The following is a 24,486-nucleotide window of genomic DNA, read 5'->3' as shown; positions in this document are numbered from 1 at the left end:
ACATTATAACCTTGATAGTGACATTTTAGAAAAATATACCATTACCAACAATAAAACTAAGAATTTCAAACACTAAAATGATAAACAAACAAATGAGATGAAATAATTTATGATTTGCCAATAGCGCAATATATTCTCTGATAAATGCGTTTGGGATAAAGAAACGACTTGTTTTAGCACCCAAACCGTCAATATTTAAGCCAACTAAACGAGCATAACCAGCTGCACGGAAAGTATGATAGTCGCTCGTGGCAAATAAACCATTTAAGAAATTAATATCTTTATCTGCTAATATTTTTTTAGAGAAAAGCATATTTTCATAAGTATTTTTTGATTTATTTTCGATTAATATATGTGACGTTTGTGCACCGTGTTGTTCTGCATAACTCGCCATCGCTTCCCCTTCAGGTAGTAACTCATCCCCACCTTGACCACCAGAAAATATTAACCAAGGATAGTAACCTGTTTTCTCATTTTGCTTGACAGCAAAATCTAATGCGACTTGAATTCGTGAGGCTAATAATGGTGAAACGTCTTTACCATTCAATAAGCCTGCTCCCAAAACGATAATATAATCCTTGTTATACTTTGGTCGATATAAACGGGTAATAATAAATGATGTAATAAATGCTAAGAACCAGAAAACAAAATATAAAATAACCGGCTCAACGAATGCCATGTATAACCCAATTGCTTGATGACTTAATAGTCGACTGTCCAATGCTCGTAACAGTGGTAAGATAACGACAATTAAAACACCTAAAGCTAATGTCAACATATTACCAAGTGTATGACTTTCACGACGCCAAACCGTAAATGCATTCCATAATAGTAAAATTCCCAACAGTGAATACAAAATTGCTAATGGAATTGAAACAATAATCATTATGGTATAGAAAATCAAAGATAACCAATGTATGTTTATCAATTCTATAAACATCATTAATGTTATGCCACCTAATAGGACTGAAAAATTTGCTAGGACGCCGTTTAATAAGCGGAATTTATTTTGCTTTAGGCTGATCACCAACATCGTGATACAAATAACTGTTAAAACGAAACAGATGATAATTGGTAAATTACTCGTGTCTTTCATAATAGACATTTAAAATAACCTCTCCTTTAACGGTATTTACTCATACTAAGATTATACAAAACCTACCTGTTACTGACCACTATAATGCATAATGAATAATTCTCTACCAAGTTGTATCCAACATTAATGAATATAGTCAGTTACACTAACGTTTTTTTATGCTATTCTTAATTGAGATTATTCAATCTATAGAAAGACATATAAATCAATGAAAAAGAAAATTATAACTGTTGTATTGGGAATCATTGCTATTATCTTGATTGTTACTGTTTCTCAACATGACCAAAATTCACAAACACAATCTAATCATCAACAATCATTAGCTGCTCATAAATGGTCCAAAAAATCATTTGATCAATTAACACTCGGCGATTTTAATAAAGCTGGTAAAAACGGCACTTCTTATGAAAAAGTTGTTGCCACCTATGGTCGACCAGATAAAAAGTCAAAATCAAAAGCAAATGGCCACATCTTAACTGTTGTCTCATGGAAGAATGTGTCTGGTGATTATACCGGTGTTACCTTAACTTTCATGAGCGCGAATAATAATACCAATCGTGCCAGATTAACTTCAAAAACAATCTTAGATACAAAGACCATTAACCTAGCGAAGAAATGGACACTATCAGCATACAATGCCATTGCCTTAGATAAGAGTGACGATCCCACTCATGAAGGTGATTCTTTAAAAAGCTTAACCAGTAAATATGGTAAGCCAGCAATATTGACTTTAGCCCGTGTTAATGGCGCTATACAAACGAATGCTGTTTGGCATAATACAAATGGTGGTGCAAATGGTACTGTATCTGTTGATTTTTCTGAACAACAAACTGCTACTGATAAGGAACAAGATAAATTACGATAACATAAAAAGGTTTGAGCAAGCAAAATTATTTGTGCCTGTATCAAACCTTTTTTGTCTCTGAAAGTATTAAGTTATCAATCTGTTTCATCAAAGAAAACACCATCAGCTATATCTGCGAGTGTCTCTCGTGATGGAATGAAAAACAATTGTCCACTTAAAATAGTTGAGAACTTTAGTAGAAAATCTGATTTTTCTAACATCTGTTCTAACATGAGCTTTGTTACTCGCCAATGGCGTGAATAACCAATAAAATATGTGCCTGTATAATCTAAAGCTGGGTCAGAGAAGGGCACATTCATACGAATGATTTTCTGTTCTTCACCATCTATTTCAATCTTTGAAGCAACATTGTGAGCATTTGCTAGTTTATCATCATCATCTAATTCCATATCATCAAATTTATGACGACCGACTGCTTTTTCTTGATGTTCAACCGTTAGATTTTCCCAGAATGCCATATCATGCTGCCACTTTTGAGCAAAGGCATACGAACCATTTTCAAAATTTGGATCTTCATCACCAATAATGGCATAATCGGCCGCATCTTCAATCGCTGGTGCTTCAGTACCATCAATAAAACCAATGATGGCACGCCCCTCTAAATAGCGGAATCCTTTTGTCTCATCAATGACACTCGTTATTGGTGATAACAATTTCATAAATTGACGGACGATCTCGTAAACAACTGCTTCTTCACTTGCACGAATATGCAAGAAAATATCGCCATCGCTAGCGGGCATCGTGTATTCTGGGCCATGCAATGTTTGATACGTCTCTAATTCCTTGGGTTTATTTGCATTTGGAAATAAATAATTCCAAGCATAGTTACTAAATCCAATCGCAACTTGTAAGCCAGATTCCGGATTACGAATACGCATTGATCTAATAATAGCTTGCGATTTATCCGCAAATTCAGCAATACCTTCTCGCTCATCATTTAAATTCTGATGATTCAATGCTAGTACAATAAATGAAACATTTTTTCCAGGATCTTTCCAAACATCTTGTGCTAATCGTGCGTTTAACATGTTAACCTTACCTCTTAAAATATTATATATACAAACTAATGATACATCTAATTACTTTTTTAAAAAAGTCCCGTGAAAAAATTTTATTTACTATTCCAAAGAATAAACGTGCACTTGTGAGACAAAATCACCCGCTTGGGCTGGATCATCATAAAATCCTAATTGCATTAACTCATCACCAAAGCATTTTTCTCCAGTGACTTGATCAATATAGACACCATCTGGTATCAAATGAACCGGTTTTGTCACTGTAAACGGTTGTTGTGCAGATGCTAGTAATCTAAAGTGATAGACCAATACATCAGAACTATCTGGACTAATAAACTCCCACGCAGCTTCATTAGTCGTAAATGGATCTTTTAGACGATAGAAATCACCGTATTGAATCAGATGACGGTATTTTTTATAAAAAGCTACTTGCTCTTTAACAAGTGTTTTTTCTTTATCCGACAGCTGTTGCACGTCAAGTTCATAACCAAAGACACCCGAACTTGCAACATCTCCTCTGGTCTTTAAACTCGTCCAACGTTGTGTTTGTGGATTAGGAACCGCTGCCACATGCGCTGTCATACTTGAAACAGGGTAACCAAAAGTCGTCCCATATTGAATTTTAATTCTTTCAGCAGCATCAGTACTATCTGATGTCCATGTTTGTGGGAAGTAATACAACATTCCTGCATCAAAGCGGCCACCACCACTAGAACAACCTTCAAATAAGATATCCGGATAACGCTTGGTTAGACGATCAACTAAGTCATAAACACCTAAGATATAACGATGTGCTACTTCTCCTTGTTGTTCGGCTGACAACACAGCTGAATAAACCTCTGTCATATGACGATTCATGTCCCATTTAATATAATCAATTGGCACACGATCTAAAATAGCTGTCATCTGCTCATAAATATTATCAACAACTTCCGAACGTGAGAAATCAAGAATATATTGATCGCGTGAAAGCGACTTTGGCCGATTAGGAATTTGAATGGCATAATCAGGATGGGCACGATATAAATCAGAATCTTCAGAAATCATTTCTGGTTCAAACCATAAACCAAACTGCATGTTTTTTGCATGTACCTTCTCTGCTAAGCCACGCAAACCACCACCACTCGCTAATTTACTTGTATATTCATACCAATCACCTAATGCACGCTTGTCATCATCACGATCACCAAACCAACCATCATCAAGTACAAACATTTCAATCCCTAATGGTGCAGCCTCATTCAAAATGGCTTCAATTTTCTCCGCATTAAAGTCAAAATAAGTCGCTTCCCAATTGTTAATCACAATTGGACGATCCTTAAATTGATGATTACCACGTGCCACACGTTCACGGAGTAAGTGATGGAAAGTTTGTGACATACCGTTTAGACCTTCATCAGAATATACCATAATTGCTTCTGGTGATTGAAAACTCTCTGTCGGATTCAACTGCCAACTAAAACCATCTTCGTTGATTCCCGTCACCAAACGGACTTGATCAATATAATCTTTTTCAAATGTAAATTGATGATTACCTGAATAAACTAATTGCACACCCACTGCTTCACCCGTTTGCTCGGTAGTTGCTGGGTCAACCATAACAACAAATGGATTCATTTGATGAGAACTAGCGCCACGTCTACTACTAAATTCCGTAATACCCTGTCTTAGCGATTCACGTTCGACTTGTCGTTCATGAAATTGTGAGCCTGGAAATGAAATCACTGCCATATTTTGTTTTGGAACATCCAATTCTAATGATGCAATTTTTTCAATCTGAAAATCAACATCACTATTATTGACAATTTTAGTTGAACGAGTAATCACTGCCCGATCAGCATAAATTGTATAGTATAAGATGACTGAGGCAGCTAATGTTGTATCTTTTAATGTAATTGCTAAAGTTTGTGCTTCGTCTGCTTCCTTAACGTATGATTGTGGTAAACCTGATAACTCAGGCTTACCAGCAAAAATTTCATATGATTCATAACGAAAATCAGTTGCTAAAGCCCCGTTTTTTGCCTTAATAACGATAGCTGGGCAACGAAAATCACCGGTCTGATTACCTGCATATTCTTGTGGTAACACGTCTTTTGAATAGTGACGGTCTACCTCACCAGGAATGCCAGCTAAATTAGGTGACAGACCACGTTCGTATCTTGGATAGTGACGTAACCCATGATAACCACTGACATGCTTTCCAAAATATAAATGACTCAGAATATTTCCCTCTTCGATGGCCATTAAATATGAAATTTCACCATTTCTCAGGTGAAATGTTTGTTGTGCCTTATCGAATGTAATGACTGCTTTTGCCATATGTTCCTCCATAAGATGTTCGAAATCCTGTATTGTAACGTTCTCAAAATAGTTACCACACTAATATTGTAACCGCTTACCAATAAAGTGTAAAAGATTTATAATAAATAGAAAAGCTTGCTTTATTATCTGAAAGCGCTTACAATTAGGCGGTTGACAATTTTATAATTTTATAAGGAGACTTTGTATCATGAAGGCTGAAAATAATAAACAGTCCGCATTATCACGTTGGTCGTATTCCTTTGGAGCTTTTGGTAATGATGTCTTTTTTGCCACCTTATCAACTTACTTCATCATGTTCGTCACCACCCACTTGTTCAGTGGTGGTGACTCTGCAACCAACAATAAAATGATTAGTGCTATTACATTAATCATTTTCTTACTTCGTTTTGTCGAATTAGCTATTGATCCATTCATTGGAAATGCGATTGACAACACCAGAACTCGTTGGGGTAAATTTAAACCTTGGGTCGTTATTGGTGGAACAATTGGTTCAATTGCTCTAATCATTTTATTTACTAGCATGGGTGGTTTGAACAAATCAAATCCAATGGCTTATCTAATTCTATTTGCTATTATCTACATTACAATGGATATTTTTTATTCATTTAAAGACATTGGATTTTGGTCAATGATTCCCGCTTTGACCTTTGATTCACGTGAACGTGAAAAGACGGCTACTTTTGCGCGAATTGGCTCAACGTTAGGCGCAAACCTTGTTGGTGTTGTTGTGATGCCGTTAGTACTCTTCTTCTCTGTTAAGAGCAATGGTGGTACTGGGGATACACGTGGTTGGCTATGGTTTGCCATTATTATCTCTTTTGTTGCTTGGATTAGTGCCATTGCTGTTGGTGTTGGTACAAAGGAAGTTGATTCAGAACTTCGTCAAAATAAAGAAAAAACAACATTTAAGCAAGTTATCAAAATTTTGCTTAAAAATGACCAATTAATGTGGACTGCTGTTGCTTACGGTCTCTACACGACTGGTATGACATTAGTTAATTCACTTGAACTTTACTACTTTACTTTCATCATGGGGGATTCAAAATCATTCTCTATCTTAGCAAGTTTAAATGTCATTACTGGTCTTATCTCTGTGTCACTATTCCCTAAGTTAGCTGACAAACTTAACCGTCGTAAGTTATTTTTCTGGAGTGTCGGCATTATGCTAGTCGGTTTAGTTGTCTTTGTATTTGCCGGTAAGTCATTACCTGTTGTCCTAGTTGCTGCTGAATTATTTGCCATCCCACAACCACTCGTATTCTTAGTTGTGTTGATGACAATTTCTGATTCGGTTGAATATGGTCAATTAAAATTAGGTCATCGTGACGAATCATTAACACTGTCAATTCGTCCTCTACTTGATAAATTAGCTGGTGCTATTTCTAACGGTGTTGTTGGATTAACTGCTGTTGTTGCTGGTATGACAAGTGGCGCCACTGCTGCATCAATTACACCTGCTAACTCAGCTACTTTCAAAGCAATTATGTTTGGTATTCCAATTGTGATTATTCTTGCTGGTGTCTTTGTCTTCTTCAAGAAAGTTACCTTAACCGAACAAAAGCACGCTGAAATTGTTGATGAACTAGAGCGTACTTGGGGTAAGCAATTCAATGATACTAATGAAACAGTTACTGAAGTATTGCCAACCCTTGCAGATGGTGAATCAGTCTATTACGCACCAATCAGTGGTACATTATTACCATTAAGTGCCGTTAATGATAAAGCATTCGCTTCTGGTGACTTAGGTAAAGGATTTGCAATCAAACCAACTGATGGTCGTGTTTATGCGCCATTTGATGGAACAATTCGTATTGCTTTCTCAACCCGCCATGCGGTTGGCTTAGTATCTGATACTGGTATTGTGACATTAATTCATATTGGATTAGATACTGTCACACTGCAAGGAACTGGTTTTGTATCATACTTTGAACGTGGTCAGCATGTTAATAAAGGTGATTTATTGATCGAATTCTGGGATAAATCAATCACTGATGCCGGTTTGGATGATACTGTTATTGTAACAATCACAAATTCAGATAATTTGTCGACCTTTGAATTACTAGAAGAACCAAATACTTTGATAGAGCAGTCAACCCCTATTCTAAAGCTTGGCCGTCACTAATTAAAAACGTTTTATCTATATAACTGAATAACTAAAAAGGTCGTTATCCACCAAATTTATTGGTAGACAACGACCTTTTAATAACGTCAAAAAATTGTTTTCTCGTTAACGTGCCTTAGCTGAACGAAGTTTACTATTTGTCATCATCTCTATCTGTCGTAAAGTTGCTGCATCAACATGTAACCCACTAGCGATTTGTCCAAAAGTCCAAGTTGGATGACGCTCACATAAGTCATGAAAATGTGCAATCAACTTTTCATTCACTTTAGGTTGCTTATTTGTTTGTGTTCCGCCAGCAACAAAATCAGTAACATTAGACTTTTCAAAACTGTAATGTAAACTGCTTGGTCCCATTGCTCCAGTTGCAAAATCCATTGTTCTTTCCCCCTAAATTATAGGCTAAAAATATCAACACCAACTACTATGAGATTTATATTAACACTTTTAAAGTCGAAAATAAAGTTAACTTTATAACAAATAAGTAATTAATTCATTCGTTTTTAAATATTAATGGTGCTTTTAAATCCCTTTAAAAAATTAGATAGTTCGTATATTAAGTAAATATCTGACTAGAGCCGTATTCATTTTTATGAAAATGGTATAATATGAACACAACAATTTTAAGGAGTCAACATGTCTACACGTCAAAAATACATTCGTAACTTTGCCATTATCGCCCATATTGATCATGGTAAGTCAACGTTAGCCGATCGTATCATGGAAATGACAAATACCATTTCAAAACGAGAAACTCAAGATCAATTACTCGATGATCTAAGTGTCGAAAAAGCCCATGGTGTGACCGTAAAGTCAAGAACCGTTCGTAACTACTATACTGATGAGAATGGCGATGAATATCAATATAATTTAATCGATACGCCTGGTCATGTTGATTTTAATTATGAGGTATCACGTAGCCTTTCTGCAACTGATGGTGTCCTTTTATTAGTGGATGCAACAAAAGGTGTCCAAGCGCAAACTGTGGCGAATTATCGGTTAGCAAAAGAAGCCAATTTGGTCATTGTACCAATCATTAACAAAATTGATACTGCTGCGGCTGAGGTCCATGCAACAATTGATCAGTTAGCAGATTTGGATTCATCATTTACATCAGATAAAATTATTAAAATATCGGCTAAAAGCGGTTTAAATGTTGATCGTGTCTTAACTGCCATTCGTGATCGTGTGCCAGCACCCGTTGGCAATGAAAATGATAACCTACAAGCACTCGTTTTTGATTCCAAATTTGATCCATATAAAGGTGTTATTGTGCAAGCTCGATTATTTGCCGGTACACTAAATAACAATGATCAAATTCTATTCATGGCAAATCATGTGAAATCAGATATTAAAGAAATGGGTGTTTTTACACCTTTAATGACACCTGTCAAACAATTAAAAACGGGTGATGTTGGTTTTATTGTCACTGGTATCAAAGATCCTGAAGCTGTTAAAGTTGGTGATACGATTACATTATCTAAAAACCCAGTTTCAGTCGCATTACCCGGTTATCAAGAAGTTGAACCAATGGTATACGCTGGACTTTATCCTCGTGGTAGTGACTTCAAAGATTTGAAAGTTGGTATTGAAAAACTAGCCTTAAACGATGCTGCTTTCCAGTATGAGCCTGAACAATCAGAAGCCTTAGGCATGGGCTTTCGTGGTGGTTTTCTTGGTATTTTTCACTTACAGATCATTCGAGAACGTTTAAAGGAAGAGTTTGGATTAGATGTATTAACGACTATGCCAAATTCAACGTATCGTGTCACGATTAAAAATGAAGATACGCCCATTTACGTTGAAAATCCAACACAATTTCCTGACTATGGGCAAATCGTTCAAGTTGAAGAACCCTATATGTTAGCAAAAATGACAATGCCTAATGACATGTTAAATGACGTCATGCGTCTCGCTGAATCACGTCGTGGCGAATTAGTTGACTTAGAAACAATTGGCACGATGTTATTAGTGACATATCGCATGCCCATATCTGAAATTGCCTATGACTTCTTTAATGAGCTAAAATCTGTTTCGCATGGATTTGCAACACTATCAACAACCTTTGATCAGTACCAGCCATCTGATTTGGTTAGAATAGATATTGCGATTGATTATGCAAAAATTGATGCATTAACTTTCGTCGTGCATCGGATGAAAGCAAATCGCATGGGGATTGAATTAGTTGATCGTTTAAAAGATTTAATTCCAAGAAAATTGCAAGCAATGCCCGTACAAGCAATTGTTGAAGGTCGTGCCATCGCACGTGCAGATGTACCGCCATTACGTAAAGCACAGGCTTCAGGCACTAAGGTATCTAAAAAGCAACAACAAATGCGTAGACAAGGACTTAAGAAAAGTAATATTGAACTACCCCAATCTGTCTTTGATGCCATTTTAGAAATGAATAGCAACTAATAATAAAAAAGATTGTATCTTTATCATGACGTGTTTAACGTTACAAGATTAAGATACAATCTTTTTTCACTTTACTTTTCTAAATCAACTGTCCGACTAATAATATAAACAATAATTGCACCAATAACTAATGCAGCAAATTCTCCTAATGCCGTCCATGCATAAGTTGCCCAAAATGGCGTTTTAGCCATGTAATATAGTTCCGCAGCAATCACCCACATCATTAACGTATCAACAATTGTGCTAATCACTAAGCGAGTCACAATATGCTTAACATGCTTCGCTAAATAATACGAAATCGATAGCATGGCACCTGTTTGAAGTGTACCGACAATCATATCAACGATACCATAGGGTGACCAAATATTCGCTATGAAGACCCCCACTGTTATTGCAACAATATAGCGTTTATTAAAGACTGCTAAATGATTAAATGCTTCTGAAAAACGTAATTGTACCGGCCCATATGATGCAAACGGTAATGCAATAGTCGCAACAACATATAGCGCAGCAATCACCGCAGTAACTGCTATATTTCTAGCTGAACGAAACTGATTTATTTTTTGTGCCATTTTATTATCTACTCCTAGTTTTTTTGAGTGGGATGGTTACGAACCACTGACAATAAAACTATCACTAACACTTAAGAAATGCAACTAACTAGTCATTCACTTGAAACGATACTGCTTGTGGATTATCTCGAAATGATTCAATTAATGCTGCATTGATTGTTAACTGAATGATCACTTGATTACTAAAATTATCACTTAGCATTTTAATTTCGGGATGTTGTTGCACAGTTTCCTGTATTTGTTGATGATCACGAATAATTTTTGCCGTTACTTCTTTTGAACTAACTCTCAAACCATCTTCTTTATTATACCAAGTCGTAAACGCGACAATGCCATTATGAATAATATTTGCGACTCGTTCAGTTTCTGCTCCTGTGACAAGGTAAAAAATATTTTCTTGACTAGCTGATTGTTTAAAGGTGATAATACTAGCAGTCAAATGCCCCTTTTCTGATTGCGTTGCTAGAACCAATACATTTTCCATTTTTGTCAGGGCACTTTGGAAAACATCCGTCTGACTACCCTTCTCAACACCACGAAATTTTTTCTTTTGCTTTAAAATCGTCAAAATCGTTAAAGGAATAATCAAAATAATATAACCAACAACTGTTAAAACAACTGCTTGTGGTAAAAAGCCAGTAATGTGAAATAAATCGACAATAAAAAGCGAGATAAATATGGTTATTAAAAATATTAAAAATAGTTGAATAAATCTTTTAGGATACATTTGTTTCCTCCTTCACAAAATAATTTTACCATGATTTTCCCTTTTTACTTCACCAATTTTATTGTTAGACTAGTAGTTAAATGATTATTATAATTGAGAGGTTTTTATGTTTAATCGGCATTTTAAAAACATATTGTTGCTAGCTTTATGTGCATTATTAATAATTTCACCACAGATTTTGCATCATAGTCTCATTATGGGGGCAGATTCACTTTTTCATTTTAATCGTTTTTACGATATGGCCTCACAAATAAACAATCAAAATTGGCAATATTTTGTTTCTATGTATGGTTTTTCACAGTCTGGACGTATCGTGAATGCCATTTATGGTCCCGTTCTAGCTTATTTCAATGGCTTTATTTTATGGTTAACACGTTCTTGGTTTTTTTACCAAATTATTTCAGATTTCATTGTCATGCTTATTGCTGGTATTTCAATGTATTATCTGCTCATTCAAAATAAAATTAAACAATGCTATTTAGTACCAATTGCAGCACTTTATATGTTAAGTTATGGTATTTTTACTTGGACTATTTCACAACAATTCTTAAGTTGGGGTGCAGCGCTACTACCCATTGGTGTTTCTGTCGCGACGAGGCTTGTCAGAAATAAAACTGATCCTGTTAACATTATTGAAATGACTTTAGCTGTGACGTTGATGATTCAAACACATATGTTATCTTCGATATTACTTGTTGTCCTACTCATGATTTTCTTCATTATTGCATTTTTTCAAACAAACCAACGACAAATTTTAACCTATAAAACGTTAATAGCTGCATTGTTGACAATTTTATTAACAGCAAATGTTTGGGGAGGATTTATTGAAGTCTACACTAGTAATAAAATACTCCCGCCCTTCCGAAACCACACGCCGCAAACGCGCGGTAGTGTCACATTCCCGATTGATAATTTAAAACTTTTCTTCCCATATGTTTTATTATATGGTTACCAAATCATTGTTGTTCTTCGTCATTGGCGACAATCTAGCCTAACCAATCGCATTGTGACGATTATTGGGAGTGTTTCCTTAGTATTAACGCTCTCAATTATCCCTTGGGATACAATATTTAAATTACCTTTTATCAGTATGTTACAATTTCCATATCGTTTACTACCTACAGCAACTGTACTCTTGCTACTTGGTTTAGGAATGACTTTGACTGATCTGCAAGGATCGTTTCAAAAAAATCAATATTGGCGTCCCATACTACTCTGTGCCGTCATATTGGTTATGGCTAATAATATGAGTATTGTTAACAAAAAAGCTTTAATTTGGGAAACACCGCAAGTACTCGCTGATAATAATAAAATTCATCAAGACACCAGCAGTACACATTTGCGACAAAGTTTTTATGCCAATAAACGACTCCATGTGTTACTGGATAGTGTTTGGAAACCCACCCCTGACTACTTACCAATTCAAGATAATCAAAAAGAAAAAGTTAAAAATCCATATGAACAATATGGTCAACAGATTGCATCAAAACAGTACACATTTATTAAATACACTGAAAATGGTCAATTATATGTTGCTTGGCATGCACATTCAAACCGATTAAAAACAATTAGCGTTATTAAATATGCGCACACTCATTTAAGACTAAACAATCATTTCTTAAAGCCATCAGACTATGAATTAACTGATATTGGGACTGTAAAAGTTCACAGTAAAATTGGTGATAACGTCCTACAGTTATCTTATCAACCAGCACAATGGTTTACATTTTTAATGAATATTACCAAAATCTCTTGGTTACTCTTTATCTGTTACCTTATTGGTTTACGTTTAAGTTATCAGCAACAAAATTTTTCAAAACAGTCATAAATCGTTATGACCAGCTAAAAAGGGCGTCAATCTTTCACATTGATAGATTGACGCCCTTAAACGTGTTCTAAAAGCCTTATTGAAGCATTGTTGTTACAGTCGGTTTCAACAAGTCTTTAATCGCATTCTCTTTTTTGTTTTATGGTTTAATCATTAATTATAATTGTCCCCATGCTTGTGACGCAATTGATGGGAATAAGTAAACCATGCGCTCTAATTCTGCAGGGCCAAACTTAAATTCAATTGCTGGTAACAACGCATTAATGACATCATCCGCCTTATTTGACACTTCAGTTGCACCAACCAACTTGTGATCTTGGTCAAAAATCAATGTATTCTTACCAATTTTTTCTTTATCAACTTGACGATACCAGTCACCCGCCAAATCATTTTCAACAATCGTATACTTATCTGGGTTTGCTTGTGCCTCAGCAACGGACACACCTGCTTTGGCAATACGTGGTGTCGTAAAGACAACTGACGGAATCACCGGATATTGAATAGCATCGGTTGTCTCACCAGCAAACGTGTGCATCAAGTATGTTGACTCAAAAATTGCTGTTGGCGTTAACTTAGGTTGCTGCTTATCGATGACATCACCTGAAGCATAAATATTAGGCACAGATGTCCGCAAATGATCATCAACTTCAATGCCGTGTTCGTTATACTTAACACCAACTTCATCTAATCCTAAATCAGCTACGTTAGGTACACGACCAGTTGCGTCAAGAACCCAGTCAGTTTCAACATTTAAATCAGTACCTCGGACAACTAAACCGTCCGCACCACCCACAATGGCTTCTACTTCTACTTCACGGACAAATTGCACACCTTGTGACTCAAGGTCTTTAATAATCATTTCAACGTATGGTTGGTGATAGGCTCTCAAGGCTTGATCACCGTGCATAATCACTGTGACTTTTGAACCGGCTGCCACAGCCATTGATGCGAATTCCATGGCAATATAACCAGCACCAATCACGGTGATACGAGCGGGCATTTCTGTTAAATTCATGAACTCTTCGGAATCATGTGCCAAATCACCTCCAGGAATATCTAGGCGATTAGGTTGCAGACCCGTTGATAAGACAATATTTTCAGCTGTTTTTTCTTCACCATTAACCTTAACAGTGTGATTATCAACTAAGGTACCCCGACCAAATAAAATATCAATATCTGAAGATACCAATAATCCCTTGATAAAGTCTGGTAAACCGGCAATAATTTCTTGTTTGTGTGCTTCATTTGCTGCCCAGTTGATGTCAATATCACCTGTCACAACAATACCATGAACTTCTTCTAAATGGCGCTTCAAAGCAACTGGTGAATCTAAAGCAATTTTGGCATTGCATCCACGATTTGGGCAAGTTCCCCCAATAAGGTCTTGTTCAACAACAGCTACTTTCTTACCTTTAGCTGCTAATGGGGCTGCCCCATCAAACGTTCCATGACCACTACCAATATATAACACATCATAATCATATGCTGTCATTCTATTTCTTCCTCCCGTGGACTTCTACAAAAAATCTCAATCGGCCGATATCTCTTAAATCAACCACTACACTTAGTATATAAGAAAAGTATCACTGATGCATTCATTTTAACTTAAAAATAAAAATCACTTACTTAAAAATAGCTCGTACAGCCATCGTTATGAAGTCTGCAACCTCGGCATCCGAAACAGTTAAACCATTTTGAATACGCGATTGCAGTAACCATTGCATTGGTTGAATTGTTTGCGCAACAATTAAATCAACACTCCCCGTCACTAATAATTTTTGTCGATAAGCTGCTGTAATGATCGTCAGTAATTCTTCATTTAACAATGACCCACTGTTTTGTAAGTCTGCTGGTAAAAATTGTGGATTTGCTAACATTGCTGCTAGAAATTCAACCTCCTTCACATTGTTTCTAAAACGATTTGCATACTGTCGTAAAATAGCCGCAAATTGTTCTTTAATTGGTAAGGTTTCATCTGGTATGTCCATGTCATTAATTAAAAGATGTTGAACTTGCTGGAATAATTTACCAAGTAAATCAGCCTTATTATCATAATAAACATATGCTGTTGCTACAGACACACCTGCTCGCTTTGCCATTTTATTAATACTTAAGTTGATAATACCTTGTTCTGACACTAGATCCAATGCTGCATTTGATAAAGCTGATATTTTATTTTCATCTCGTTGTCTCATACTCTTATTTTAGCCTGTTTTCCTAAAAAAAATAAGAGTAAACACGTATTTTGTGTTTACTCTAGTGACAAAATATCAATTAACTTAATTTAGCACTCGTGAGATAAGTAATAAATCTGTCTAAGCCAGCTTGACCATTCAGATCGTCTTTATAAACACCCGCATCTTCTAAGACACGAACAAAGACTTTACCAACCTCTTCATGCACAATGTCCGTAACATTGGCCGGAGTAGCTTGATGGTTTTGCTTGATTTCTTCTGCCCAGAGACGATGGCTTTCAGCAACTTCTTCAAGTGATGCACGGTCAATTAAATATGCTTCAACTTGTTGCAATTCTTTTAACAAACGTGCTGGTAGAATTGCAAGTCCCATTACTTCAATTAAACCAATGTTTTCTTGTTTGATATGTTGTACATCCGCATGCGGATGAAAAATACCCATCGGATATTCATCTGAAGTACCATTATCACGAAGAACACAATACAATTCATAACGTCCATTCTTAAATCGTGCAATTGGTGTTACTGTATGTTGCCGATCACCAGATTCACTCGTTGCTTGAATCATTAGTTTGTCATCAGAATACTTTTCCCAAGCTCGACGAATAAATTCGCCAGCAGCAACCACGTCTGCCGCATCAGCTGATGAAATACGAAATGCTGTCATTGGCCAATTTAGGACAGCCACTTCAACATTTTCATAGTCAGGCAGTGCGACCACTTGCTTAACAGTGGCTTTCATCATTGGAAATTCATGACGACCGCCTTGATAGTGTTCTTGTGACAAAATTGAACCACCAACAATTGGTAAATCAGCATTAGACCCGACCATATACATTGGATAACGCGTCACAATTTGCATTAATCGTGTAAATGTTCGCCGCCCCATTTGCATCGGTTGACGCTTAAAGTTAACGAAAATCGCATGTTCTTCAAAATAAGCATATGGAGAATAGTGCCAACCCCAAGTTTCATTGCTAAAATTATCTCGAATGAATCGATGAGTTAAACGTGGTGCAGCTGTCACTGTTCCCAAATAACCCTCATTCGTATAATCTAAAGCGGTTGGTGGATATGTTGACTTTGGTGCACTCGCAGCTGCTTTAATTTCTGCAGTTGTTTTTTCAGGTTTTGATAAATTGATCGTAATCTCAATATCACCATACTTAGATTGATGCGTAAAGGCAATATTACGTGCAATATCTTTCACTTTCACATTTTCAACTGATTCACTAATAAAGTAGTAGTATTTAACAGCTTGCTCAGGATCAACCGCATATAAACGCTTAAATTCACTTGCTAAGACATCCGGCGTTGGTGTCACAATATTTAACAGTTCTGTGCGATTAATTGCTTGTTGCCAACTCATATCAAAATCAACTGCTTGCATAGCGACTAATTGGTCAGTTAAGTCGCTTAAATTAGTATCTGTTTGCCCAGTCAAACCTTGTACAAGACTTGTGGCACCTATTTTTGCTAACACTAGATTTGTTCGATATACAATCTCATTTTCTGAATAAGCATGCATGGCTACACCCCATGCAACGAAATCCATAACGATTTGACTTTGTTCTGCATTTAATGACTTCATTTTAACAGCTCCGCCTCCTACAAGGCATGTGTCCCATCAACAATATCTGCAACAAAGAACGATGCTTGGTAACCAATTTTATCAGCATATGCCTTGCCAACTGCTGCAGCAAAGTTTTCAGATTCTGACTTAGCTACAAGCGCAATGGCACTACCACCGAAACCTGCACCAGTCATACGCGCACCTAACACACCAGGTTGTGCCATTGCTGCAGAAACTAACGTATCCAACTCAACACCCGTTACTTCATAATCATCACGCAGTGAATTGTGTGAGGCTGTTAACAACTCACCAAAGCGTTGCATATCGTGGTCAGACAAAGCTGCCTTTGCCAAAACGGTCCGTTCATTTTCTGTCACAGCATGACGCGCACGCCGTTGGTTAACTGGGCTACTAATGTGATCAACAATCTTTTCAAACTCTTCAGAAGTTAAATCACCTAGTGTTTTAATATCTGCCACTGTCTGTAGATCTTCAAGTGCCTGCTGTGTCTCCGCACGGCGCTCGTTATACTTTGAATCAACCAATTCTCGCTTTTTATTCGTGGTCATGATTACTAAGTCATAGTCACCAAAATCAGCTGGCACCATTTCATAATCCATCGTATTTGTATCTAGGAAAATCGCCTGCTTTTTTTGACCAAAGGCAACAGCAAATTGATCCATGATGCCTGTTTGCAAACCCAAATAGTCATTTTCAACCGCTTGACCTAACTTAACTAATGACAGTGTGTCCATGCCATAATCGAATAAATCATTCAACATGACACCAATTAGCAATTCCAATGAAGCAGATGATGATAATCCTGAAGCTGTTGGCATATCACCAACGATAGCCAAATTAAAGCCACGTGGTACTTCGTGGCCTAATTTACTTAATTCACTAATCACACCACGAACATACTTTACCCAACTATCATATTGACGTAGTGCTAAATCACCTTTATCAAAGGTGACCATACCAGCATCTTTAAAATTTGCCGAAACAGCATGAATTTCATTATCATCACGTAATGAAACAGCTGCATATGTTCCAACACTAATTGCTGCTGGAAAGACGTGACCACCATTATAATCCGTATGTTCACCAATCAAATTAACACGACCAGGTGAAAAGAAAAACTTTTCTGCAGGGTGACCGAAACGACGTTGGAATGACTCACCTAATTCTTTTGTAAGTGTCATGATAAATTACCTTGTTTAATCCTTTTCAATTAATTTTTTTCTACTTCTTCTTTAACTAATCGTTCCTCAAGTTGACGAACTATTTCTGCGTGCTTTTTTTCAGTTAAGGTTACTTTGAACCAATAGATAATAACCGAGATAACAATCAATACAATGGGAATGTAGAACATAAATAAATTAAATGATTGTAATCCACTGGCTGTAATATCTTCTGGTTTTGCTGATCCGGTCATACCGGCAGCTACAGCAGCAACACCAACAATACCATTGGCAAAAGCACCAGCTAATTTGTCAATTAATGGACGAAGTGATAAGGTGACTGACTCATTACGAATCCCTAACTTCCACTGACCATACTCAACTGAATCAGTAATCGTCATTAAGACGACCAAGAACAAAATAGGATATGGTGAGAAGAATAACGTAATAGCTAAAATAACAAGTGGCAAACTACTTGATGCGAATAAGAACAAAGCGTAGCCGACCAACATAATAATCGCACCTGATAAGAAAATTGTACGACGTGAGAAAAACTTTGATAACGTTGGGAAGATGGCAACAGCGATGATTCCTTCAACGGCCGTAAAAATACCAACCAAGTAGAATTTATCACCAGCACCCATTACATACTTAAAGTAATACAACAACATTGAATTTGTTGAAACATAAGCTAACGCAAACAAGAAATAAGATAACGCTTGCCACATCAATTGATCGTTTTTGGCAACAGCCGTAAAGATTGCTTTAATCCCTGATTTCTCAGTATTCTTACGCACAATATTATCTTCTTCTTTGGTACCCCAAACAGTTAACAAGGCGCCAGCATAAGCAACAATGGCAATGACAACAGCAAACCAAAACCAACCTGTTTTTGTTTCAGCATGTGAACCAACAAAGGCTAATGAAAAGAATGTTACCAAAGGAATCACAACGATTTGGACCCCTTGTTGACCAAGCGTTGACCCAAATCGTGCAATCGTACCAAACTTTTCACGTTTCTTACTATCCAATGATAGCGCTGGCAACATTGACCAAAATGCCACGTCTTTAAACGAGTAAAATCCATCTAACGTAATAAAGACAATCCCAAATAGCACAATGTACAACACTGGATGACTAACATTTAAACCACCAAAATTAGTAAAGATGACAACTAATAAGATTGAACTAATTAATCCGGCAACGACCAACCATGGCTTAAACTTTCCCCAACGTGTACGGGTATTATCAACAATTCCCCCAATCACTGGGTCAAAAATAATTTCAACTATTCGTAATACCACGATTAAAGTTGTTACCCAACCAATCATCTTATCATTAAACGCTGAATCAGATGTGTTAAACAACTGACTCGTCACAAACATCATAAAATACGTACTCAATGTTGCATAAAACGCATCGTGACCAAAAGCACCCGCCGCATAGGACAAGTACTGTTTTACCTATTTCATCTTAAAAAAAACCTCCAAAACACAAATTGTGAACTATCTACTCTTACAATGATAAAGCGCTTTTAGGTTTAAATTTGCGCAATTTAAACCAAAAAAAAGGACAAATTGAAATTATGTTCAATTTATCGCAATATGGTGACTTCAAAATTACGTTTGCCATTTACGGAAATTTAACGGGGTCACGCCAGTTTCTCGCTTAAAGACCCGACTAAAATAAGCAGCGTCACGAAAGCCACTTTCATTCGCAACGGCCATAATACGTAGATGTTTTTGTGAAACTAATAATTTCTTAGCATTACTTAATCTCACTTGTAATAAGTATTCTTGTGGGCTTAAATTCATAATTTTTTGAAACACACGGTCTAAATATTGTGGCGTCACATTTAAATATTTCGCAACTGACGTAATTGTCAAGTGACCCGCAAAATTTGTTGACATATAATCCATGGCTGGTTTGACGTATCGCTCAAAATCTGGATGCTGACTATTAACATGATGTGCCTCTTCACGACCAAGTGATAACAATAAATAGTATGACAGGGCCGATACCCATTCTTTGTCTAGTGGATTTTCATTTAAACAACTGATGATTTTTTCGACTTGTTGAACGAATTCATCTCCTCTTTCAGCAGGAATATACACATATTCATGATTTAACATCTGTTGATTAAAATCATCTGCAAACTTTCCCTGAAATGTTACAAACATGACTTCCCAAGGTTCATTTTTTTGCATTGATTCATAACGATGTGGCACACCAGGAGATACTAAAACACCAGCTTTTTCTGGCAAAGTCAAGCGTGTATTGCCAATCCAAAAATTACCAACACCTTTTTGTGTTTGTAACCAATGGAAATGGGGAAATCCCTGATAACGAATAATTTGATCTTGTTGCCACTCTGCACCGATATGTTCAACGGTTACTGGAAAATCATTTGCATCTAAATTAAAATATGCACGCATAAATTTTCCTCACTTCATTTTTATATTATTGAAAATAATAATTTCTCTTTTATTCTAGTCTATTATAGATTCTTTGCCTAATTGTTTGCCATACCGTTTGCTTTTTTGATTATTTACTTATAAAATGTAATTAAAATAAAAGTTATTTGGAGGTTTCTCATGACAAAAGTTGGTATTATTGGTGCAACGGGGATGGCTGGATCGGCCATCTTTCAAGCCGCTCAGGCTGCAGGTTTAGATGTAACCGCCATCGTCCGCAATGCTGCTAAAGCAAAGCAAACACTTGGTTCGGATATTGCAATTATTGAAACTGATGCATTCAAGTTAACGAAATCTGATTTAACCGCATTTGATGTTGTTATCGATGCCTTTGCAACAGCACCTGAAATTGCCTATCAACATACAGATTTAGCTGCTCATCTAGTTGCTGAATTACGTGAAACAGAAGCACCACGTGTTATCTTTATTTTAGGGGCTGGTAGTACATTTGTAGGTACTGGAGTAGATCGTCATTACTCATATGACGATATTAAAGCTGATCCCAATAATGCTGCTTGGCAAAACATCCCTGAAAATCAATTATATGAATTGAATTTCTTGAAGGATGTTAAAAATGTCAATTGGGTTGGTGTTTCACCCGGTCAATTATTTGTACCTGGTAAACTAGCTGACAAAATCTTGTACGGTCAAGATGATATGCTATTTGATGACGCAGGTCATTCACAAACAACTAGTGATACAATGGCAAAAGCAATTGTTGACGAAATTGTCACACCTACTCATAAGCAAGAACGTTTTATTGTTACCAATGGTTAAAACAGAGTATGACAAAAGACGGTTTGAAGCCGATTGTAACACGATGATTAGGTAATTTTGGTTCGTTGTACAACGAAGAACCGAAATTGCCTAATTGTAATTGTTATTACAGTAAGGCTATTGTTATTACAGTAAGGCTTCAGTCTTTTGGAACACGTTTAAAGGCATCAACCTACCAATCAAATTGATAGATTAATGCCTTTTTTTCTGGTCATAATGACTGATTTTCCAATCCCTTTTTAGTACAGTATTGTATTTAATCAGTTAACGAAAGACTAATAAACCAATACCAATCGCAACAAAGACGACTAGAAACAATAAATTAATAACCATTAATCGTATCGGAAAAGATAATGACACACGATCAACACGTTGGTATTGACGCCATGCTAATAAATTAGCTAATGACGCAATAATTGTTCCCAACCCGCCAATCGAAACACCCAAATAGACTGCATAAGTTTGGTTTGTAAACGTACTTAATAATACCGTTGCTGGCACATTACTAATTAATTGGCTCAATATTGTACCAGAAAAAAAAGTTCCCATTGCTGTCGTTGTCAATTTTTCAAATAAATTAGTCACAAAGGCCACCCGACTTAAAGCACCAACAATTAAGAATAGCTCGATAAATAGAATAATAATTCCGTAATCAACCGTTAAAAAGCTTTTACGATCAATAAACAAGGTTAGCAAAATACTCGTTATCAACGATATCATGATTGGCACCACATGCAACAACCCTGCTAAAACGATGCAACTACCAATTAACAAAATAATTGTTGTCTTGATTTTAATCTTTGGTGGCTCTAATGTTAACTTTGTTAATGGTTCAGAGCGGAATAAAAAGCTACTTAAAAATAAGATGACACAGCTAATGAGGCCAAGCGGTAATGACATTTTAAAAAATTGACTTAATGTGACATGATAATGACTCGTTAAATAAATATTCTGTGGATTACCAAAAGGTGTCACTGAACTACCTAAGTTGGCAAATATCGTTAATAAAATAATCGGTAAAGAAGCTTCTGTATTCATTTTTTGTGCAATGACAACATATATCGGAATAAAAGTTAGTATTGCGACATCATTTGTTAAAAACATAGCACTCACAAACACCAATAAAAAGATTGTCAGTTGGACTTGCCGGGTAGATTGACACTTATTGATAATTGTCACAGCAATAAATTTTAGCAATCCTTCATGTTCATACAAACTAATCAAAATCATCAATGATAACAATGCAAGAATCGTTTGTGTGTCGATATCTTGATAGTTAATTGATCCAAAAACTATGGTTAGCATTAATAGACTGGTTGTCACCCATAATGTCCGGTCATGACATATTTTAGAAATCAGTGTTTGCATCATTAATTCCCTTTCACCTTACTTATCACATACTGCTGTTATTAAATTGTAAACGAAAGGATCAAAGCAACCCTACATATAGGAAAGCTTTGATCCCCTAAATACCTAACCATAGTCACCTTGCAATAAGAGACTATGTTATATGAAACGATTAATTATTAGTCACGTGCAGTCATAAAGGCACGATTCATTGGCAAATCATGACCTGAAGCACCTTTTGTCATTAAGAACTGCATAACATCGATATTACCACTCTCAAAGGATGCTGCACAAGCTTGCAAGTACAAATCCCACATGCGAGCAAATTGGTCACCGTACTCACTGACGGTCTCATCATAAACTTTATGATAGTTTGTTGACCAATGCTCTAGTGTCTTCTGATAATGACGTCGTAAAGGCTCAATATCATCCAGCTGTAAATTAGCATCCAAAACATGGGTCACATTCTCAGCAATATTTGGAATATAACCACCTGGGAAGATATACTTCTCGATAAATGGATCTACACCTGCACCATAATGTTGACCAGTAATACCATGAATTAAAGCACGACCATTTGGTACAAGATATTTGGCTACGTCTTTAAAGTATTCACCAAGGTTTTCTTTACCAACATGTTCAAACATACCAACTGATGTTACATAGTCAAATTGTTGATCAATATCACGATAATCTTTCAACATAACATGAACTTTATCTGTCAAACCTAATTCTTGTACGCGTTGCATAGTATAAGCATATTGTTCTTCAGAGAGTGTCACACCATAACTTTCAAGGCCGTATTCTTGCGCAGCCGTAATAATCAATGTACCCCAACCAGAGCCAATATCAAGTAATTTTTTACCAGGTTCACTGTGTAATTTATCTAGAATATGATGAACTTTCGCGATTTGTGCATCTTTCAATGTCATATCATCATTTGCCCAATAAGCACATGAATAAGTCATCGTTTCATCTAACCACTTTTTATAAAAATCATTACCAATATCGTAATGACTTTGAATATCTTCCTTAGAAGTCTCTTTGTCATGAGAAGAAGTAAACTTACTCATGACTGCCCCTTTGAAACCACTTTGGTCTGTTAAAAAGCTATCAGATTGACGATATGCAGCACTCACTAATTCTTGAATACTACCATCAATCTCAATATCTCGTCTCATATAAGCTTCTGCTAACTCCAAAGTTGGCACTTTTGCCATCCGTTTCAAGTCAAGTTTCTTGTTAAAAGTCACGTGAACTTTTGGTAACCCTTCACCATACTTTTCGGTCTTACCATCCCAATAAGTCACTGAAATAGGTAAGTCAAACGCATTTGCAAGAAGCTTATTCAAAACTCTTTTTTGTAACATTCCTTATACCACCTCACAATAAAAAATATATATGTCCATTGTAAACCATATTGTCAAGTAGTGCGATAGATGATTTTTAAATTTTTTTCAAAAAAAAGACAACCACAAATAGCGGTTGTCCTTTTTTGCCTTATGATAAAAATTTTACCATGAAGCCTTCTTAACACCAGGAATTTGACCCTTGTGTGCCAATTCACGGAAGTTCAAACGTGACATACCAAACTCACGCATGTATGCACGTGGACGTCCATCAATCTTATCACGACGATGGATACGAACAGGTGAAGCGTTGCGAGGCAACTTTGACAACCCAACGTAATCACCAGCAGCCTTTAGTTCTGCACGCTTTGCAGCATACTTCTCTACAGTTGCTTCAATCTTCTTTTCCTTAGCGATCTTTGACTTTTTGGCCATGATTACTTTACCTCCTTGAACACAGTAACGCGACGCAACTTTGGAGAATACTTCTTTAACTCCAAACGGTCTGGCGTGTTACGACGGTTCTTAGAAGTCAAATAGATACGCTCACCGGTCTCGGCGGCTTCTAATAAAATGTTAATGCGCATTAACATAACTCCTTGAATTTATTTGTGAGGTGCCCCTCAC

21 protein-coding genes and 1 riboswitch are annotated in these 24,486 nt (G+C 36.4%); of the genes, 5 read left to right on the top strand and 16 right to left on the bottom strand.

Features of this window, described 5'->3' with window-relative positions; genetic code table 11:
* Positions 1-25: 25 nt before the first annotated feature.
* Positions 26-1,105 carry a YdcF family protein gene (locus tag ACSKY2_RS01430; protein ID WP_489877843.1) on the bottom strand — a complete coding sequence of 360 codons (1,080 nt, stop codon included), beginning with the start codon at positions 1,103-1,105 and terminating at the stop codon, positions 26-28.
* 199 nt (positions 1,106-1,304) lie between these two features.
* Here ACSKY2_RS01430 and ACSKY2_RS01425 point away from each other — a divergent pair, with 199 nt between their 5' ends.
* Entirely contained in the window at positions 1,305-1,961 is a 657-nt protein-coding gene (locus ACSKY2_RS01425) for a DUF3862 domain-containing protein (RefSeq protein WP_489877842.1), read from the top strand.
* 74 nt (positions 1,962-2,035) lie between these two features.
* Here ACSKY2_RS01425 and ACSKY2_RS01420 read toward each other — a convergent pair whose 3' ends face one another.
* Together ACSKY2_RS01420 and ACSKY2_RS01415 are read right to left on the bottom strand one after the other, a co-directional pair.
* Positions 2,036-2,989 (bottom strand): Dyp-type peroxidase, encoded by a 954-nt coding sequence (locus ACSKY2_RS01420; protein ID WP_489877841.1) that lies wholly within the window; start codon positions 2,987-2,989, stop codon positions 2,036-2,038.
* A 90-nt stretch (positions 2,990-3,079) separates the two neighbouring features.
* Positions 3,080-5,296 (bottom strand): alpha-galactosidase, encoded by a 2,217-nt coding sequence (locus ACSKY2_RS01415; RefSeq protein ID WP_489877840.1) that lies wholly within the window; start codon positions 5,294-5,296, stop codon positions 3,080-3,082.
* 190 nt (positions 5,297-5,486) lie between these two features.
* On the opposite strand from ACSKY2_RS01415, the gene ACSKY2_RS01410 reads away from it, so the two are divergent.
* Positions 5,487-7,421: a glycoside-pentoside-hexuronide (GPH):cation symporter gene (locus tag ACSKY2_RS01410; protein WP_489839684.1), complete on the top strand. Its 1,935-nt coding sequence runs from the start codon at positions 5,487-5,489 to the stop codon at positions 7,419-7,421.
* Between the two features lie 105 nt (positions 7,422-7,526).
* Here ACSKY2_RS01410 and ACSKY2_RS01405 read toward each other — a convergent pair whose 3' ends face one another.
* Positions 7,527-7,796: a helix-turn-helix domain-containing protein gene (locus ACSKY2_RS01405; RefSeq protein ID WP_489839685.1), complete on the bottom strand. Its 270-nt coding sequence runs from the start codon at positions 7,794-7,796 to the stop codon at positions 7,527-7,529.
* Between the two features lie 258 nt (positions 7,797-8,054).
* On the opposite strand from ACSKY2_RS01405, the gene lepA reads away from it, so the two are divergent.
* Positions 8,055-9,836 (top strand): translation elongation factor 4, encoded by a 1,782-nt coding sequence (lepA, locus tag ACSKY2_RS01400; protein WP_489877839.1) that lies wholly within the window; start codon positions 8,055-8,057, stop codon positions 9,834-9,836.
* Positions 9,837-9,907: 71 nt separating this feature from the next.
* Here the strand turns inward: lepA and ACSKY2_RS01395 are convergent, their stop codons facing one another.
* Together ACSKY2_RS01395 and ACSKY2_RS01390 are read right to left on the bottom strand one after the other, a co-directional pair.
* Positions 9,908-10,408 carry a QueT transporter family protein gene (locus ACSKY2_RS01395; RefSeq protein ID WP_489877838.1) on the bottom strand — a complete coding sequence of 167 codons (501 nt, stop codon included), beginning with the start codon at positions 10,406-10,408 and terminating at the stop codon, positions 9,908-9,910.
* Positions 10,409-10,416: 8 nt separating this feature from the next.
* Positions 10,417-10,461, bottom strand: a riboswitch (PreQ1 riboswitch).
* A gap of 35 nt (positions 10,462-10,496) precedes the next feature.
* Positions 10,497-11,135 (bottom strand): pyridoxamine 5'-phosphate oxidase family protein, encoded by a 639-nt coding sequence (locus ACSKY2_RS01390; RefSeq protein ID WP_489877837.1) that lies wholly within the window; start codon positions 11,133-11,135, stop codon positions 10,497-10,499.
* Between the two features lie 106 nt (positions 11,136-11,241).
* Here ACSKY2_RS01390 and ACSKY2_RS01385 point away from each other — a divergent pair, with 106 nt between their 5' ends.
* Positions 11,242-12,963: a hypothetical protein gene (locus tag ACSKY2_RS01385; protein WP_489877836.1), complete on the top strand. Its 1,722-nt coding sequence runs from the start codon at positions 11,242-11,244 to the stop codon at positions 12,961-12,963.
* A gap of 157 nt (positions 12,964-13,120) precedes the next feature.
* Here ACSKY2_RS01385 and ACSKY2_RS01380 read toward each other — a convergent pair whose 3' ends face one another.
* The 6 genes from ACSKY2_RS01380 to ACSKY2_RS01355 form a co-directional block, all read right to left on the bottom strand.
* Positions 13,121-14,455, bottom strand: coding sequence for a dihydrolipoyl dehydrogenase family protein (locus tag ACSKY2_RS01380; protein ID WP_489877835.1), 1,335 nt, complete (start codon positions 14,453-14,455; stop codon positions 13,121-13,123).
* A gap of 130 nt (positions 14,456-14,585) precedes the next feature.
* Positions 14,586-15,158 carry a TetR/AcrR family transcriptional regulator gene (locus ACSKY2_RS01375; protein WP_489877834.1) on the bottom strand — a complete coding sequence of 191 codons (573 nt, stop codon included), beginning with the start codon at positions 15,156-15,158 and terminating at the stop codon, positions 14,586-14,588.
* 79 nt (positions 15,159-15,237) lie between these two features.
* Positions 15,238-16,749 (bottom strand): UDP-glucose--hexose-1-phosphate uridylyltransferase, encoded by a 1,512-nt coding sequence (locus ACSKY2_RS01370; RefSeq protein ID WP_489877833.1) that lies wholly within the window; start codon positions 16,747-16,749, stop codon positions 15,238-15,240.
* Between the two features lie 17 nt (positions 16,750-16,766).
* Entirely contained in the window at positions 16,767-17,933 is a 1,167-nt protein-coding gene (locus ACSKY2_RS01365) for a galactokinase (RefSeq protein ID WP_489877832.1), read from the bottom strand.
* A gap of 29 nt (positions 17,934-17,962) precedes the next feature.
* A complete protein-coding gene (locus tag ACSKY2_RS01360) occupies positions 17,963-19,363 on the bottom strand; it encodes a glycoside-pentoside-hexuronide (GPH):cation symporter (RefSeq protein WP_489877831.1) in 1,401 nt (466 codons plus the stop codon).
* A 168-nt stretch (positions 19,364-19,531) separates the two neighbouring features.
* A complete protein-coding gene (locus tag ACSKY2_RS01355) occupies positions 19,532-20,347 on the bottom strand; it encodes an AraC family transcriptional regulator (protein ID WP_489877830.1) in 816 nt (271 codons plus the stop codon).
* Positions 20,348-20,506: 159 nt separating this feature from the next.
* On the opposite strand from ACSKY2_RS01355, the gene ACSKY2_RS01350 reads away from it, so the two are divergent.
* A complete protein-coding gene (locus ACSKY2_RS01350; protein WP_489877829.1) occupies positions 20,507-21,163 on the top strand; it encodes an NAD(P)H-binding protein in 657 nt (218 codons plus the stop codon).
* Positions 21,164-21,427: 264 nt separating this feature from the next.
* Here ACSKY2_RS01350 and ACSKY2_RS01345 read toward each other — a convergent pair whose 3' ends face one another.
* The 4 genes from ACSKY2_RS01345 to rpmG form a co-directional block, all read right to left on the bottom strand.
* Positions 21,428-22,534 carry an SLC13 family permease gene (locus tag ACSKY2_RS01345; RefSeq protein WP_489877828.1) on the bottom strand — a complete coding sequence of 369 codons (1,107 nt, stop codon included), beginning with the start codon at positions 22,532-22,534 and terminating at the stop codon, positions 21,428-21,430.
* A 155-nt stretch (positions 22,535-22,689) separates the two neighbouring features.
* Complete coding sequence (locus tag ACSKY2_RS01340) at positions 22,690-23,880, bottom strand: class I SAM-dependent methyltransferase (RefSeq protein ID WP_489877827.1); 1,191 nt, start codon at positions 23,878-23,880, stop codon at positions 22,690-22,692.
* Between the two features lie 144 nt (positions 23,881-24,024).
* Positions 24,025-24,294: a 30S ribosomal protein S14 gene (gene rpsN, locus ACSKY2_RS01335; RefSeq protein ID WP_042493910.1), complete on the bottom strand. Its 270-nt coding sequence runs from the start codon at positions 24,292-24,294 to the stop codon at positions 24,025-24,027.
* 2 nt (positions 24,295-24,296) lie between these two features.
* A complete protein-coding gene (gene rpmG / locus ACSKY2_RS01330; RefSeq protein WP_002827335.1) occupies positions 24,297-24,446 on the bottom strand; it encodes a 50S ribosomal protein L33 in 150 nt (49 codons plus the stop codon).
* Positions 24,447-24,486 lie beyond the last annotated feature (40 nt).

Source organism: Weissella sp. ESL1156, from assembly GCF_058505625.1.
The sequence above is the reverse complement of the archived record's forward strand: the minus strand, read 5'-3'. Positions and strand labels throughout refer to the sequence as shown.